Genomic DNA, 15689 nt, shown 5'->3' on the forward strand with positions numbered 1-15689 from the left:
CCTCAGATGACGAGCCTTGCCTGCGGTTCGTTACGAACCGCAGGCCCGAGCACCGCTTCCGCTGCGGCATCGATGATGGCGAATTTCGCCGCCTGATAATTCCAATATTCGCCGATGAAGTGGCCCGACAGCCAGAAGTCGCCCTTGCGGGAGGGTTCTGTCCAGCCAACGCTTTCCATGGTCGCTGCCTGCGTCAGAAGCCGCTTCAGGTGGGTGTTGGAGATCATGAACTGTTCACGGATTTCCCTGAGCGACAGAGGACCGAGAACGACGCGGTCGGCCGTCCTTGGAAATTCCGGAAGCCGCGAGATCAGGTAATCCATCACCAGGCCGCCGGAATTTGCCCAGTTGAAGAGGTTGAAGGTGGCGCCCGGATTGCGCACCGCTTCACTCCCGATGATCGCCCTTGCGATCAGCGGCTGGATTGCTGCCATCATCGCAGAGGGATCGGCGGTGATCTTATCGGCGCGCTCACCGCCGTCGAGACTGTCGAGGATCATCATATGGGCGACGAGCCATCGGGTGAAATGCTGCTCGGCGATTTCGGTGGGCTCGAGGTAGCGTGTGCGCTTGTCGGGGCCGGGAACCGGTCGCAGGAAGCGATAGGCCAGCATCTCCTGCATGAAGGCCGCGGCCGTGTTGCGGCTGGCGATGTCGTTCCTGACCGCAAAATCGATGAAGCGGCCGGAATAGAGGCCGCCGCTCTTCCCGTCGTCGGAATAACCGTAATGAAGCGCGAAGCCGGCATGGGCCATCAGCCAGCGCTGCTGCGCGGCGAAGATCGAGGCGATGCGCGGGCTCTCACGATAGATGGAGAGCATCTGATCGGCGCAATGCAGGATGGCAGCGAGAAAGCGATCGTCTGCTGCAAGATTGTCCGCGGTAAAAGCCATTTGGAGAGGTCCAGGGAGTTCGGCGCATACATCTTTCATGCGAGCGCCGCCTGTCAATGGTTTTGTCAATAAGCGGTTAATTTCAAAGGGAGAGTTGTCGCAGGGAGAGCCAAAAATTTAAGAAGGCAGGAGCTGGGGGCGCTCCTGCCTTCTTGCTCTTTGCTTCCACCGGCACGCAGGGCCGAAGCCCAAGCCGGAGGGTATTTGCAAAGGCACCCTTGCGAAGCGGCGCCGGGGGTAGGGATGGTGCTTCGCTCGGGGATCGCTTTGTTGAGATCGAACCTATTGCGGTGCGGCGGCTTATTCAAATTACAAAAAAATAATAATTGCCGGAATCGGCGGTTTGGGAGGCGTCGAAGCGGAGTCTCGGGAGGTGGCGCGGAGGTTGATGAGGTGCAATCATCAGAGGTGCTAATCTTTTGTTTCTAAAGGGGATTCTTCGTCTCCGTCAGAGACCGCTGCGCTTGCTGAAGTTTTTCTGCCGGCGGAATTCCGGCTCTGAAGGGACAATAATGTCGCACCCTGTCGCAGGGGGCGATAACGCGTTGTTGATCGGATAACCGGAGCCGCCGATGACGGCCACATAGCCTGTGAATAGCGGGTTTTCATGACAAGTTTCGTGGCATGGAGCGGCAAAGCAGCTTATATGGAGGTTGGCCAAGAGGTATAAATGCGCTTTTCCAACACCTTTCTCGATGATATCCGCGACCGCGTTCCGATTTCGAACGTGATCGCGCGCCGCGTGAGCTGGGATAAGCGCAAGACCAATGTGTCGCGCGGCGATTATTGGGCCTGCTGCCCGTTCCACGGCGAGAAATCGCCGAGCTTTCACTGCGAGGACCGAAAGGGCCGCTATCACTGCTTCGGCTGTGGCGTCACCGGCGACCATTTCCGCTTTCTCACCGAGCTGGAGGGCCTGAGTTTTCCCGAGGCGGTGCAGCAGATCGCCGATATGGCAGGCGTGCCGATGCCGCTTGCCGATCCTGTGATGGAGAAGCGCGAGAAGGAGCGCGGCTCGTTGATCGACGTCATGGAAATGGCGACACAATTTTTCCAGGATCAGTTGCAGACGGCGAATGGGGCGAGGGCGCGCGCCTATCTGCGCGACCGCGGATTGACGGGGCGCACCATCGAGACCTTCCGTCTCGGCTATGCGCCCGACAGCCGTAATGCGCTCAAGGAATTTCTCGCCGGCAAGGGTGTCTCCAAGGACCAGATCGAGGCCTGCGGTCTGGTCGTCCATGAAAACGTGCCGGTTTCCTACGATCGTTTCCGCGACCGCATCATGTTCCCGATCCTTTCGTCGCGGGAAAAGGTGATCGCTTTCGGCGGCCGCGCCATGTCGGCCGACGCGCCGGCGAAATATCTGAACTCCAACGAGACGGAGCTCTTCCACAAGGGCAACGTCCTTTACAATTGCGCCCGTGCGCGGCGCGCAATCCAGGGACCGGGCCGCGGCGATTCTCAGGATGACAATGCGACCGGCACCATCATCGCCGTCGAAGGCTATATGGACGTGATCGCGCTGCATCAGGCGGGCATCGAGAATGCCGTCGCGCCGCTCGGCACAGCGCTCACCGAAAACCAGCTCGAGCTGCTCTGGAAGATGGTGCCGCAACCGGTGCTTTGCTTCGACGGCGACGGCGCCGGCATCCGCGCCGCCAATCGCGCCGCCGAACTGGCGCTGCCGCATCTGAAGCCCGGCCGTTCCGTTCGCTTCGCGCTTCTGCCCGACGGCAAGGATCCCGACGATCTCGTGCGCGATGACGGGCGCGCGCCTTTCGACAAGGTGATGAGCCAGGCAAAGCCGCTCTCCGAGATGCTTTGGAGCCGGGAGATCAACACCGGCAAGTTCGATACGCCCGAGGCGCGCGCCGAACTGGAGGCGCGGCTGAAGCAACTGGTCGCCGTCATCGCCGACGAGAACGTGCGCCGCCACTACCAGCAGGATATTCGCGACCGCCTGAATGCCTTCTTCCAGCCGCAGTTCCAGAACCGCAACAATGGCGATCGCCGTGGCGGCTTCAACGGCAATGGCAATTACCGGGCGGGCCGCGACAATGCGGGCAAGGCAGGGCCGAAAAGCCCGAGCGTCATTTCCGAAAGGCTCGCCCGCTCGGGCCCCGTGCGCGGCCACCAGAACAATACGGCGCTGCGGGAAAGCGTGCTGGCGCTGACCGTCGTCAATCACCCCTCGCTGATGATCGACGATTATGACGAGATCGCCGCGATCGAATATGACAGCCGCGAGCTGCAGCGGCTCTGGTCGGCGATGCTGGGGGCAGCCGCGGCCGTCGCCGGCCCGCATCTGACGCGCGAATATCTGACCGAAAGGCTGGAATTCGAAGGCTTCGGCCCGCTCATCAAGAGCCTCGACCAGCAGGTGCGCAATGCCCGGCTGTGGATCGCGACCGAGGAGGCGGCGATGGAGGACGCGCGTGAGGGATACCGCCAGGCGCTGGCCTCCCACAAGCGGGCGAAGGCGCTGCGCCGGCAGAAGATCGAGCTCGAGCGCGAGATCGCGCTGGCGACCGAAGCCGGCGACGGCGAGGCGATCGTTCAGCTGATGCGAGCGCAGCAGGAAGTGCATTTCGAAGGGGTGCGCCTTGAGAACCAGGAGGCAATCATCGATGGCTTCGGCGTGCTTTCTGGCCGCGTCAAAGGGGCGGCGAACCACTGATGTCGCTGACTGAACGGAATGAACCGGGTTTTTCCGCTTCCGGCGCGTTGTTTTCTTCCGGCCGCTCGCCGCTCGATATTCTCAAGCAGGTCTATGGCTATTCCTCCTTCCGCGGCAAGCAGCAGCAGGTGGTCGAGCACGTGGTTTCCGGCGGCGATGCGGTCGTGCTCTTTCCGACTGGTGCGGGCAAATCACTGTGCTTCCAGATCCCGGCGCTTTGCCGCGATGGCGTCGGCATCATTGTTTCGCCGCTGATTGCGCTGATGCGCGATCAGGTTGAGGCGATGAAGCAGCTCGGCATCCGCGCCGCGGCACTCAACTCGTCGCTGTCGCGCGAGGAGTTCGTCGAGGTTCGCCGCGCGCTTTCGGCGGGCCAGCTCGACCTTCTCTACGTCACGCCCGAGCGCATTCTGACCGATGGTTTCCGCGAGCTGATCGCCAACGAGAAGATCGCGCTGTTTGCCATCGACGAGGCCCACTGCGTCTCGCAATGGGGCCATGATTTCCGGCCGGAATATCGCGCGCTAGGCCGGCTCGGCGAGCAATATCCCGGTGTGCCGCGCGTTGCGCTGACTGCGACGGCCGATCCGCACACACGCGACGACATCATCGAGCGGCTGGGGCTCGATGCCGCCCAGATATTCACCACCAGCTTCGACCGACCGAACATCGCCTATGAGATCGTCGAGCGTGACCAGCCGCGCCAGCAGCTGTTGCGGTTCCTGTCCGGCCACAAGGGCGACAGCGGCATCGTCTATTGTCTGTCGCGCGCCAAGGTCGAGGATACGGCCGAATGGCTGAACGGTCAGGGCATCCGCGCGCTTGCCTATCATGCCGGCATGGACAGGTCGGTTCGTGACGCCAATCAGGATGCCTTCCTCAAAGAAGAGAACCTTTGCCTGGTCGCCACCGTTGCCTTCGGGATGGGCATCGACAAGCCGAATGTGCGTTATGTCGCCCATCTCGATCTGCCGGGCTCCGTCGAGGCCTATTATCAGGAGACCGGGCGTGCCGGCCGCGACGGCCTGCCGTCCGAGGTCTGGATGGCCTATGGCATGGCCGACGTGATCCAGCGCGGCCGGATGATCGACGAGGGAAATGCCGCCGCGGAGATCAAACGGGTCGAACGCGCCAAGCTCAACGCATTGCTGGCGATCTGCGAGACCGCCTCCTGCCGCCGCCAGGCGATCCTTGCCCATTTCGGCGAGGCGCATGCCGGCCATTGCGGCAATTGCGACACTTGCCTGAAGCCGGTCGAGACCTGGGAGGGCACGGAGGCGGCGATCAAGGCGCTGGCCGCCATCTATCGCACCGGCGAGCGTTTCGGCGCTGGCCATGTCGTCGACGTGCTCCTCGGCAACGTCAACGAAAAGACCGAGCGTTTCGGCCATGCCGAAATGCCGGTCTTCGGCGCCGGCAAGGATATTTCGGCGCGCGTCTGGCAGTCGGTCTTCCGCCAGTTGCTTGCCATGGGATTGATCCGCGTCGATCATGAGGCTTACGGGGCGCTGAAGCTGGAACCGGAGGCGCGCGCCGTCTTCAAGCACGAGCGACAGGTGTTCTTCCGCAAAGACCGGCCTGCCTCGGAACGGCGCACGAAGAAGGCGGAGCGCAGCGAACGCAAATCGGGACTATCGGGCGCCGACGGCAGTCTCTTCGAGGCGCTGCGGGCCGAGCGTATGGCGATTGCGAAATCGCTCGGCGTGCCGCCCTATGTCGTCTTTCCCGATACGACGCTGATCGCCTTCGCCACCGAGAAGCCGCGCAGCCGCAAGGAATTGCTCGCCATATCAGGTGTCGGGCAGGCGAAGCTCGAACGCTACGGCGATGCCTTCCTGGAGATCATCCTGGCGCAGGACAACGGCCCGCCTGATCCTTGAGATCGGGCGAGGGGGCATGGTAGTGCTGCCTCTGAAGGAGGAGCGCCGATGGCCCAGAATATCTACGACCGACTGGAATTCTTCGCCGGATATAGCGGCATGAGACGATCCGTTCACGGGCTCGACGGGGCGTCCGAATGGCCGGCCGTGCGTGCGCTGCTGCCTGATCTTGCCGGCAAGCGTATCGTCGATCTCGGCTGCGGGTTCGGCTGGTTTTCGCGTTTCGCCATGAGCCAGGGTGCTGCAAGCGTGCTGGCGCTCGACATTTCGGAAAAGATGATCGCCAGAGCGAGGGCCGATACGGCTGAAGCCGTGATCACCTACGAGATCGCCGATCTCGAGCATCTGACGCTTGCTCAAGCTTCTTTCGATTTCGCCTACAGCTCGCTGGCCCTGCATTATATCGAGGATTTCGCCGGCCTGGTCGCGACGGTTTATCACGCGCTTTTGCCGGGATCGCAATTCGTCTTCACCATCGAGCATCCGATCTTCATGGCGCCGACCAACCCGGCCTGGACGGCCGATGCCGAGGGGCGGCGCATCTGGCCGCTCGACCGCTATTCCGTCGAAGGTCCACGAACCACCGACTGGCTCGCCAAAGGTGTCGTCAAGCAGCATCGCAAGCTCGGCACGACGCTCAACACCTTGATCGCGGCCGGTTTTGCCATTCGCCATGTCGAGGAGTGGAGCCCGAACGAAGATGAGCTCCACGACAATCCAGATTGGGCGGAGGAGCTGGACCGGCCGATGTTCCTGCTGATCTCGGTCCAGCGCTGAAGAAGACAAGCAGATGGTGATATGCTAACTCGGCTGGCGCATCGGCCCGAAATTGGAATTGATTTTCGGAAAGCACGATGCGCAAATTCAAAGTGTTACGGCGTCCTTTGCACGTCTGAAAAGACGCGCGGCGCTGTAGAGAAATCTTCACGAAGGGCCGCCCCATGACCTCGCAATTTCTCTCCCATCTCCAAGCTGAAATTTCGGCGCTGAAGGATGCCGGCCTCTATAAATCCGAGCGTGTCATCAGCTCCAAGCAGGCGGGCGAGATCGCGATTTCCACCGGCGAGCGGGTGCTGAATTTCTGCGCCAACAACTATCTCGGCCTTGCCGACAACGAGGAGCTGGCAGAGGCCGGCAAGAAGGCGCTCGACCGATACGGCTATGGCATGGCCTCGGTGCGCTTCATCTGCGGTACGCAGGAGGAGCATAAGCAGCTCGAAGCGCGCATCTCCGCCTTCCTCGGCATGGAAGACACGATCCTCTATTCCTCCTGCTTCGACGCCAATGGTGGTCTCTTCGAAACGCTGCTCTCGGAGGAGGACGCGATCATCTCGGACGCGCTGAACCACGCCTCGATCATCGACGGCGTCAGGCTTTCGAAGGCCAAGCGTTTTCGCTACGCCAACAACGACATGGCGGCGCTCGAAGAGGAACTGAAAAAGGCCGAAGGCAGCCGCTTCAAACTGGTCGCCACCGACGGCGTCTTCTCGATGGACGGCATCATCGCCAATTTGGGCGGTGTCTGCGATCTCGCCGAGAAATACGGCGCGATGGTCATGGTCGATGACAGCCATGCCGTCGGTTTCGTCGGTAAGAACGGTCGCGGCTCTGCCGAACATTGCGGCGTCGAGGGCCGGATCGACATCATCACCGGCACGCTCGGCAAGGCGCTCGGCGGCGCCTCGGGCGGCTATACCTCCGCCAAGGCGGAAGTCGTCGAATGGCTGCGACAGCGCTCGCGGCCCTATCTGTTCTCGAACACCCTGGCCCCCGTCATTGCCGCTGCCTCGCTCAAGGTGTTCGACCTCATCGAAAACGGCGATGCCTTGCGCAAGCGTCTTTCCGACAATGCGGATCTGTTCCGCACAGAGATGACCAAGCTCGGCTTCACACTTGCCGGCGAAGGCCATCCGATCATCCCCGTCATGTTGGGTGACGCCAAACTCGCCCAGGATATGGCCGGCCTGATGCTGAAGAAGGGGATCTATGTGATCGGCTTCTCCTTCCCCGTCGTGCCGAAAGGCCAGGCCCGCATCCGCACACAGATGTCGGCGGCGCATTCGCGGACGGATGTGGAGCGGGCGATCGCGGCCTTTGCCGAGGCAGGGCGGGAACTGGGTGTGATTTGAGAATAGCGTTGCCATCTCCCTCTTCTCCCCAGCGGGGGGTCCCAAGGACGGGTCGAGACCCGTGGCTCGACCCAGGCAGAGATGTCCGTCAGGATAGAAGAGGGGGAGGAGCGAAGCGACGTTTCGAGCGGTAAGCGAGGAACAAAGTAAGGTTTATATGGCGTGCCGTGCCGCCCCCTCATCCGCCCTACGGGCACCTTCTCCCCGACGGGGAGAAGAGGGAGTCGCAAAGTCGGGCACCAGAACAAGGCGGGATATCGTTGATGTCGAACATGATGAAGGCGCTGGTCAAAGCGAAACCGGAAGTCGGGCTTTGGATGGAGAATGTGCCGGTGCCCGAGGTCGGGCCGAACGATGTGCTGATCCGGGTGAAGAAATCGGCGATCTGCGGCACCGACGTCCATATCTGGAACTGGGACCAGTGGGCACAGAAGACCATTCCGGTGCCGATGGTAGTCGGCCATGAATTCTCCGGCGAGATCGCCGAGATCGGCTCGGCGGTCACCCGCTATCATGTCGGCGAGCGGGTCTCCGGTGAGGGGCATATCGTCTGCGGCAAGTGCCGCAACTGCCGGGCGGGCAGGGGGCATCTCTGCCGAAATACGCTCGGTGTCGGCGTCAACCGCCCGGGCTCCTTCGGCGAATTCGTCTGCATTCCCGAAAGCAATGTCGTGCCGATCCCGGATGATATATCAGACGAGATCGCCGCGATCTTCGATCCGTTCGGCAATGCCGTGCACACCGCGCTTTCCTTTGATCTCGTCGGTGAGGACGTGCTCGTCACCGGTGCCGGGCCGATCGGCATCATGGGCGCGCTCGTCGCCAAGCGATCCGGCGCCCGCAAGGTCGTCATCACCGATATCAATCCACACCGGCTGGAGCTGGCGCGCAAGCTCGGCATCGATCACGTCGTCGACGCATCGAAGGAAAACCTCACCGACGTCATGAAGGCGATCGGCATGACGGAGGGTTTCGACGTCGGGCTCGAAATGTCAGGGGCCGCACCCGCCTTCCGCGACATGATCGACAAGATGAACAATGGCGGCAAGATCGCCATTCTCGGCATCGCGCCGGCGGGCTTCGAGATCGACTGGAACAAGGTGATCTTCAAGATGCTCAATCTCAAGGGCATCTACGGCCGCGAGATGTTCGAGACCTGGTACAAGATGATCGCTTTCGTCCAGGGCGGCCTCGATCTCGCGCCCATCATCACCCACCGGATCGGCATCGACGATTTCCGTGACGGTTTCGAGGCGATGCGGTCGGGCAATTCCGGCAAGGTTGTCATGGACTGGATGTAGGGAGGACGACATGCGCTATGAAGGAAGCTGCCATTGCGGCAATGTGGCTTTCGAAGTCGAAGGCGAATTCACCGAGGCGCTCGACTGCAACTGCTCGCTCTGCCGCCGGCGGGGCGGACTTCTGGCCTTCGTGCCGCGCGAGAAGCTGGTGCTGAAAACACCGGAGGACAATGTCTCGACCTACACTTTCAACCGGCATGTCATCCGGCATCACTTCTGCGCCAATTGCGGCATTGCACCGTTCGGCGAAGGCGTGGCCCCGGACGGCGCGGCAATGGCTTCGATCAATCTGCGCTGCATTCCCGCGGTCGATCTCGGCGCGCTGACAGTGAAGGCGTATGACGGCGCGGCGCGTTAGCCACTATTTCTCAGGCCGGTGCATCGGCCCGAGAATCGGAATCACTTTCGGAAAGGACGATGCGAGGATTGAAAGAGTTAGAGCGTCCTTTGTGCGTCCGAAAGGACGCACGGCGCTCTAAAGGTGCATATACCGTCTGCACAACTGCAAAGATGATGGAAACAACTGGGTACGGCCGGCAAAATATTTGCTGCCCTTGTCTTTTGTTCGCCGCATCTTAAATAAGGGTTCGCAATCGCTGCCGCGGTTCAAAGCCTGTGGATAAGGCTTTTTCCGTATTTTTGTGGGCTTTTTTTCTGGAAAAGCTTGACGAGAACAAAAAATGTGGGAATCACCGTTCGACTTGTTGAATGGTGAACTGGGTCAAGGCGGATCGCGCAACCATGGCCGGAAATCCAAGAGCAAGAAAGCTTTGCTGTCCGGTGCCGGTAATCGTGGTTAATCAGGCTTTAAATGTCATCCCGTTAGGTGGGCAAAGGTGATTCGAGGGCGGCGCGTGCGGCGCGTCAGGCCCTGAGACAGCCCGTTCACCGTAGCGAGATTGGATAGCGTCAGGAAGGCGACGATATAAATGGCAACCAAGGTCAAAGAGAACGAAGACGCGGAAGTCGAACGCGACGGCGCAAGCGACGGCCCTCTTCTCGATCTTTCCGACGACGCGGTCAAGAAGATGATCAAGGCCGCCAAGAAGCGCGGCTATGTGACCATGGACGAGCTTAACGCGGTCCTGCCGTCCGAAGAAGTGACGTCCGAGCAGATCGAAGACACGATGTCGATGCTGTCCGACATGGGCATCAACGTCATTGAAGACGAGGAAGCCGAGGAAGCCGGTGCTTCCGGCGGCAGCGATGACGACGACGCCGGCGGCGACGAGGAGAGCGAAGGCGGCGAACTCGCGCCTTCGAGCGGCACGGCGCTGGCGACCGCCAAGAAAAAAGAACCGACCGACCGTACCGACGATCCGGTTCGCATGTACCTGCGCGAGATGGGCTCGGTAGAGCTTCTTTCCCGCGAGGGCGAAATCGCGATCGCCAAGCGCATCGAGGCCGGCCGCGAGACGATGATCGCGGGTCTCTGCGAGAGCCCGCTGACCTTCCAGGCGCTGATCATTTGGCGTGACGAACTCAACGAAGGCACGACGCTGCTGCGCGAGATCATCGATCTCGAAACGACCTATTCCGGCCCTGAAGCCAAGGCTGCGCCGCAGTTCCAGAGCCCGGAGAAGATCGAAGCCGATCGCAAGCTCGCAGAAGAGAAGGAAAAGACCCGTCGCGCCCGCTCCGGCGACGACGACATCACCGATGTCGGCGGCGAAGGCCTGCCTCCCGAGGAGGAGGAAGAGGACGAGGACGAATCCAACCTTTCACTGGCGGCGATGGAAGCCGAGCTTCGCCCGCAGGTGATGGAGACGCTCGATACGATCGCCGAGACCTATAAGAAGCTGCGCAAGTTGCAGGACCAGCAGGTCGAGCAGCGCCTGTCGGCTTCCGGCACGCTGTCCACTGCCCAGGAGCGCCGTTACAAGGAACTCAAAGATGAGCTCATCAAGGCCGTCAAATCTCTGTCCTTGAACCAGAACCGCATCGACGCCCTCGTCGAGCAGCTCTACGACATCAACAAGCGTCTCGTTTCCAACGAGGGCCGCTTGCTGCGTCTGGCCGAATCCTACGGCGTCAAGCGCGACTCCTTCCTGGAGCAGTACCAGGGCGCCGAACTCGATCCGAACTGGATGAAGTCCATCGGCAATCTGGCCGCCCGCGGCTGGAAGGAATTCGCCAGGGGCGAAAACACGACGATCCGCGACATTCGCCAGGAAATCCAGAATCTGGCGACCGAGACTGGTATCTCGATCTCGGAATTCCGCCGCATCGTCCATATGGTGCAGAAGGGCGAGCGCGAAGCGCGTATCGCCAAGAAGGAAATGGTCGAAGCGAACCTTCGCCTGGTCATCTCCATCGCCAAGAAGTACACGAACCGCGGCCTGCAGTTCCTCGACCTCATTCAGGAAGGCAATATCGGCCTGATGAAGGCGGTCGACAAGTTCGAATACCGCCGCGGTTACAAGTTCTCGACCTATGCGACATGGTGGATCCGCCAGGCGATCACCCGTTCGATCGCCGACCAGGCCCGCACGATCCGCATTCCGGTGCACATGATCGAGACGATCAACAAGATCGTCCGCACGTCGCGCCAGATGCTGCACGAGATCGGCCGCGAGCCGACGCCGGAAGAACTGGCCGAAAAGCTCGCCATGCCGCTCGAAAAGGTCCGCAAGGTTCTGAAGATCGCCAAGGAGCCGATCTCGCTCGAAACCCCGGTGGGCGACGAAGAGGATTCGCATCTCGGCGATTTCATCGAGGACAAGAACGCGCTGCTGCCGATCGACGCCGCCATTCAGGCGAACCTGCGCGAGACGACGACCCGCGTTCTCGCCTCGCTGACGCCGCGCGAAGAACGTGTTCTGCGCATGCGCTTCGGCATCGGCATGAACACCGACCACACGCTCGAAGAAGTCGGCCAGCAGTTCTCGGTCACCCGCGAACGTATCCGCCAGATCGAGGCGAAGGCGCTGCGCAAGCTGAAGCATCCGAGCCGCTCCAGAAAGCTGCGCTCGTTCCTCGACAGCTGAGGGACGACAAGATCTCTACGATTGCGAAAGCCGGGCTTCATGTCCGGCTTTTTCTTTCGATCTTTGCGCCACTGCCGCACACTTTTGGGCGACATGCCTAATACCAATGATCCCGGCGGCTTTCTTGTCGCTTGGTGGTGACAAGATTATAGTCCGGCCACGGGGGAAGAAATCGATCGCGATGCGCGAGCGAGGACCGACGCATGCCCGTGTCGGGCGAATCCTCCGCTGGGAGGTGCGAAATGACCACTTACATTGTGCTGATCAACTGGACGGACCAAGGTGTGCGCAACGTTCGCGACTCGTCAAAACGGCTGGATGCGGCGAAGAAACTGCTCGGCGACATGGGCGGCTCCTTCAACCAGTTCTTTCTGACGATGGGCGGCCACGACATGGTGGCTGTCTGCGAAGCGCCTGACGATGCCGTCATGGCGCGGTTTGGCCTCTCGCTGGCGATGGGCGGCAATGTCCGCACCCAGACACTGAAGGCATTCCCGGAAGCCGCCTATCGAGAGATCATCGGCTCGCTTGGTTGATCGCGACAAAGGAACGCTGTCGGCGATCATAAGCGTTGCGCAACTCGCGTCAGACTGGCACTGTCGCCCTGTCCTTAATTCCTCGTGGCGTATCGGCAGGGCTCTTGATGAAAGCGTTCCCGGGTTTTATGGCCGCCTTCGATTGTCCGACAGCTGCTTCCTGAGCGATGGCACTGGTGTGGGAAAATCGGGACGAAGGCATCGAGCGGGGCGCTTTCGCCTCGTTCGCTCTGCATGCCGTCATGCTTGCACTGCTGCTCCTGCTGCTTCCGAGACCTGAGCCGCCGGCACCGTTGCCGGATGACGGCATTACGGTTGATATCGTTCCCGAAGTCGCCAAACCTTCTGCGATAGCGCAGCGGGTCGCGACGCTTGCACCCACTACGGCAAAGCCGGACGCGAGTGCGTCGGTCCAGGAGATCGCTCCGCCGCATCAGGAGAAAGCGCCGACGGCCGCGAGGTCGCCTGAAGTGGCTTCCGTCCCTCCGGTGCCGCCGAAGCCTGGTGTATTCGTCCAGGCGGGCCAGCTGTTTTCGGAGACGGTGTTGTCAGATCCGCGCAGCCGGCGCGCCCGCGAGGCGCTACGCGGCCTTGCCGGCAGCGAGCGCAATCTACAGCTCTGTGATCTGGAGGCGATGGAGCAGGTGCGCCGCGCGCAGCCGGCGATGGCGCCTGATGCGCTCGCGCCCTATGCGATGGCGGCGGAGAAAGTCAGTGGCAACAGCGTCGAGGTGAAGGGTGGCGCCTTCCGCAGCAAACGCAAGTGGTACAATATTCAGTTCAAATGCCAACTCGATGCCGGCTCCGGCAAGGTCGCTTCCTTCGCCTTTCTCATCGGCGATGCCATTCCGCAAAGCGAATGGCAGGCGCATGATCTGGTGGCCGACGATGGAGCCGCCGACCAATGACACTATAGCGTAGCGCGTCTTTTCGGACGCGCAAAGGACGCCGTAGCACTTTAAATGGCTGTTGCGATCACGCGGTTTTTTTCTTTTGTGGCTTGATGCTGCCGGCTTTAGAGGCCACATCGCTGCTGTGACAGAAGAAGACGTGGAACCGGCGGAAACGCAGCACGAAACGGGAAAGCAGCGGCCTGAAATCCGCTGGGGCGTCGTTGCGTCCGTTGTCGCGCATATTCCTATCATTGCTCTTCTGATTTTCGGGCTGCCGAAGATCGAGTCGAAGCCTGTCGAAGACGAGAGCGTGAAGGTGGAGCTCGTTCCGCCGCCGGAGGAGAAGAAGCCGGAGCCCAAGCCCAAGGAAAAGCCACCGGAGCCGAAGCCGCCGGAAGAGGCCAAGAAGGAACCGCCACCGCCACCGCCTCCGCCGCCACCGCCTCCTCCTCCTCCTCCTCCACCTCCGCCGGCCAGCAAGACTCCCGAGCAAGCTAAGCCGAGGCCTATGCCGACTCTGAGCCCTGTCATCGAGTTTGGCGACAGGAATAGCGGCCCCGAAAAGTCGTTGGCGGGAAATTCTTCTCAGGGCGAAAACAAACCCGCAACAACTCCGCCGCAGCACGATGCCGAACCGGCGCAGATGCCGACAAAGGCTGCCGCAGAAAAACCAAAAACTGAGGAGCCTTCGTCAAAGCCGGTGCCGGACGATGTGAAGCTTCCTGAGGTCGCGACGACTGACGTTTCCCCAGAGCGCAATGGGCCGCCGACAGATGTCTCTGGCGAAGCCAATACAAGTATCGAGGAGGCCAAGCCGCCGGAGCAGCAGACCGCTGAGAAACCGAAAGTGATAGCTAAAGACGATCTGCCCAAGGCAAAAACTCTGTTTTCACGGACGGAAGATGGCAGTTTGTTTGCGCAAACTGCGGTCAGTGGTCTTCCGCGCAAAGAGCGAGTGGCCACGCTTTGCGCCACCGAGCTTCAGGGCCAACTCGTTCACGGTTCGCCGCGTTATTTCCCGTCCGCATTGCCTAGTTTTGGATTGCGAACCGGTACCATCCTTGATGTGAGAGATGCAGCCTTTGGCACAGTTAAGGGCTGGTACCAGGTTCGTTTCCGTTGCGAGGTGGATGAGGACGCCACGAAAGTCGTGTCGTTTGCCCACGAAGTTGGTGGATTGATCCCCCGCAGTCAGTATGCGAAATATGAAATTCGTGACTAGTCCTCGTGATCCTGGATTGCGTCTCACCGGCAACAGCCACGCGCAAGCAACCCTACCTAGCTTCTTCCCATGGCCGTGATGATCCGGTGAAGAAGAGGACAATGATATGTCGAATGAGATCGAGCGTTTCTTTGAGCGTCAGGACGAAGCCGTGAGCGCGCTGTTCCTGGAAAACAAGGGCGACGAGTTGACCGATATTCTGGTGGCTGCTCTGGAAGAGGCTTTCGAAATCCTTCTCGAAGCCGCGCCCGCCGACACCGTTCATTGAGGCCGCAGAGGGTTCAGTGCCGATGTGCGCTGACTGACCGTGCCGCTTGCGGTCTCCCGTCCGGTCGGGATAATGCCGCAGCATCGATGGCCTAGATATCATGTCGATTTTTCAAGAGGATCAACCGCCGTCGGCGGGCGCACTTGATGCCCGTTTGGCCGGTTACCGGTTCGAGCGCGATGCACTCGGCCGTTCCGCCGCGAGTGTCTTCCGGCTGGAAGCTCTTGGGTTGCCGACGCTTTATCTGAAGGTCGAAGAGGCTGGTGCTTTCTGCGAACTCGCCGACGAGGCAGCCAGGCTTCGCTGGCTCAAGACTTGCGGTCTGTCATGTCCCGATGTCATTGCGGAGGACAGTGACGGCGTGCACAACCGGTTGCTGATCAACGCGCTGCCCGGGAGTGACCTCGCCAGTGCATCGGCGCTGACGCCGATCGCGCGGGTCGAGCTGCTGGCTGCGGCGCTTCTTGACCTGCATCGCCTGCCGATCGCATCCTGCCCCTTCGACCATCGGTTGGAGACGCGTATCGCGGCCGCGAAAGCGCGGATGCAGGCCGGCATCGTCGACGAGACCGATTTCGATGAGACTCGGCTTGGAAAGAGTGCCGAGGTCCTGTTTGCCGAACTCGAAAGCGGGAGGCCGGGCCGCGAGGATCTCGTTGTAACCCATGGCGATGCCTGCCTGCCGAATTTCATCGCCTCGGAAGACGGGTTCTCCGGCTATATAGACTGCAGCCGGCTTGGCATCGCCGACCGCTATCAGGATATCGCACTCGCCTGCCGCAGCATCGCCTATAATTTCGGCGAGGCGCTGGTGCAGCCCTTCCTTGATTGTTATGGCATGCCGGCCACCGATCCGGCTCGGCTCGAATACTATCAGCTGCTCGACGAGTTCTTTTAGGC

Annotated in this window: 13 protein-coding genes; 12 read left to right on the forward strand and 1 reads right to left on the reverse strand. The window is 61.0% G+C overall.

Going from position 1 to position 15689, the window contains the following annotated elements; translation table 11 throughout:
• Positions 1–2: 2 nt before the first annotated feature.
• On the reverse strand, positions 3–893 hold the full coding sequence (locus tag AC1D2N_RS02235; RefSeq protein ID WP_130729311.1) for a hypothetical protein: 891 nt from the start codon (positions 891–893) through the stop codon (positions 3–5).
• 670 nt (positions 894–1563) lie between these two features.
• Between AC1D2N_RS02235 and dnaG the strand changes: the two genes are divergently transcribed.
• From dnaG to AC1D2N_RS02295, 12 genes are all read left to right on the forward strand, one after another.
• The gene (gene dnaG / locus AC1D2N_RS02240; protein WP_130729310.1) at positions 1564–3573 is read left to right on the forward strand and encodes a DNA primase; all 2010 of its coding nucleotides are present in this window, start codon (positions 1564–1566) and stop codon (positions 3571–3573) included.
• Complete coding sequence (gene recQ / locus AC1D2N_RS02245) at positions 3573–5453, forward strand: DNA helicase RecQ (RefSeq protein ID WP_130729309.1); 1881 nt, start codon at positions 3573–3575, stop codon at positions 5451–5453. Before dnaG ends, recQ begins: the two co-directional genes overlap by 1 nt.
• A 48-nt stretch (positions 5454–5501) precedes the next feature.
• Complete coding sequence (locus tag AC1D2N_RS02250) at positions 5502–6230, forward strand: class I SAM-dependent methyltransferase (RefSeq protein WP_130729308.1); 729 nt, start codon at positions 5502–5504, stop codon at positions 6228–6230.
• 164 nt (positions 6231–6394) lie between these two features.
• On the forward strand, positions 6395–7582 hold the full coding sequence (locus AC1D2N_RS02255; protein ID WP_130729307.1) for a glycine C-acetyltransferase: 1188 nt from the start codon (positions 6395–6397) through the stop codon (positions 7580–7582).
• A 263-nt stretch (positions 7583–7845) separates the two neighbouring features.
• The gene (gene tdh, locus AC1D2N_RS02260) at positions 7846–8883 is read left to right on the forward strand and encodes an L-threonine 3-dehydrogenase (protein ID WP_105006842.1); all 1038 of its coding nucleotides are present in this window, start codon (positions 7846–7848) and stop codon (positions 8881–8883) included.
• 10 nt (positions 8884–8893) lie between these two features.
• Complete coding sequence (locus tag AC1D2N_RS02265) at positions 8894–9241, forward strand: GFA family protein (protein WP_130729306.1); 348 nt, start codon at positions 8894–8896, stop codon at positions 9239–9241.
• 571 nt (positions 9242–9812) lie between these two features.
• Positions 9813–11870: an RNA polymerase sigma factor RpoD gene (gene rpoD, locus AC1D2N_RS02270; RefSeq protein WP_018074040.1), complete on the forward strand. Its 2058-nt coding sequence runs from the start codon at positions 9813–9815 to the stop codon at positions 11868–11870.
• 242 nt (positions 11871–12112) lie between these two features.
• Positions 12113–12406 (forward strand): GYD domain-containing protein, encoded by a 294-nt coding sequence (locus AC1D2N_RS02275; protein WP_018242976.1) that lies wholly within the window; start codon positions 12113–12115, stop codon positions 12404–12406.
• Positions 12407–12573: 167 nt separating this feature from the next.
• Positions 12574–13314 (forward strand): DUF930 domain-containing protein, encoded by a 741-nt coding sequence (locus AC1D2N_RS02280; RefSeq protein ID WP_130729305.1) that lies wholly within the window; start codon positions 12574–12576, stop codon positions 13312–13314.
• Positions 13315–13399: 85 nt separating this feature from the next.
• On the forward strand, positions 13400–14521 hold the full coding sequence (locus AC1D2N_RS02285; RefSeq protein ID WP_442156331.1) for a DUF930 domain-containing protein: 1122 nt from the start codon (positions 13400–13402) through the stop codon (positions 14519–14521).
• A gap of 106 nt (positions 14522–14627) precedes the next feature.
• Positions 14628–14789 carry a hypothetical protein gene (locus AC1D2N_RS02290; RefSeq protein ID WP_018446623.1) on the forward strand — a complete coding sequence of 54 codons (162 nt, stop codon included), beginning with the start codon at positions 14628–14630 and terminating at the stop codon, positions 14787–14789.
• Between the two features lie 100 nt (positions 14790–14889).
• Positions 14890–15687 (forward strand): APH(3') family aminoglycoside O-phosphotransferase, encoded by a 798-nt coding sequence (locus AC1D2N_RS02295; protein WP_065276148.1) that lies wholly within the window; start codon positions 14890–14892, stop codon positions 15685–15687.
• Positions 15688–15689 lie beyond the last annotated feature (2 nt).

This window comes from Rhizobium sp. P1_B8 (genome assembly GCF_056406515.1).

Coding starts and splice junctions, on each gene's coding strand:
- AC1D2N_RS02235 (WP_130729311.1), bottom strand. CDS start 893: ATGGCTTTTACCGCGGACAATCTTGCAGCAGACGATCGCTTTCTCGCT.
- dnaG (WP_130729310.1), top strand. CDS start 1,564: ATGCGCTTTTCCAACACCTTTCTCGATGATATCCGCGACCGCGTTCCG.
- recQ (WP_130729309.1), top strand. CDS start 3,573: ATGTCGCTGACTGAACGGAATGAACCGGGTTTTTCCGCTTCCGGCGCG.
- AC1D2N_RS02250 (WP_130729308.1), top strand. CDS start 5,502: ATGGCCCAGAATATCTACGACCGACTGGAATTCTTCGCCGGATATAGC.
- AC1D2N_RS02255 (WP_130729307.1), top strand. CDS start 6,395: ATGACCTCGCAATTTCTCTCCCATCTCCAAGCTGAAATTTCGGCGCTG.
- tdh (WP_105006842.1), top strand. CDS start 7,846: ATGTCGAACATGATGAAGGCGCTGGTCAAAGCGAAACCGGAAGTCGGG.
- AC1D2N_RS02265 (WP_130729306.1), top strand. CDS start 8,894: ATGCGCTATGAAGGAAGCTGCCATTGCGGCAATGTGGCTTTCGAAGTC.
- rpoD (WP_018074040.1), top strand. CDS start 9,813: ATGGCAACCAAGGTCAAAGAGAACGAAGACGCGGAAGTCGAACGCGAC.
- AC1D2N_RS02275 (WP_018242976.1), top strand. CDS start 12,113: ATGACCACTTACATTGTGCTGATCAACTGGACGGACCAAGGTGTGCGC.
- AC1D2N_RS02280 (WP_130729305.1), top strand. CDS start 12,574: ATGGCACTGGTGTGGGAAAATCGGGACGAAGGCATCGAGCGGGGCGCT.
- AC1D2N_RS02290 (WP_018446623.1), top strand. CDS start 14,628: ATGTCGAATGAGATCGAGCGTTTCTTTGAGCGTCAGGACGAAGCCGTG.
- AC1D2N_RS02295 (WP_065276148.1), top strand. CDS start 14,890: ATGTCGATTTTTCAAGAGGATCAACCGCCGTCGGCGGGCGCACTTGAT.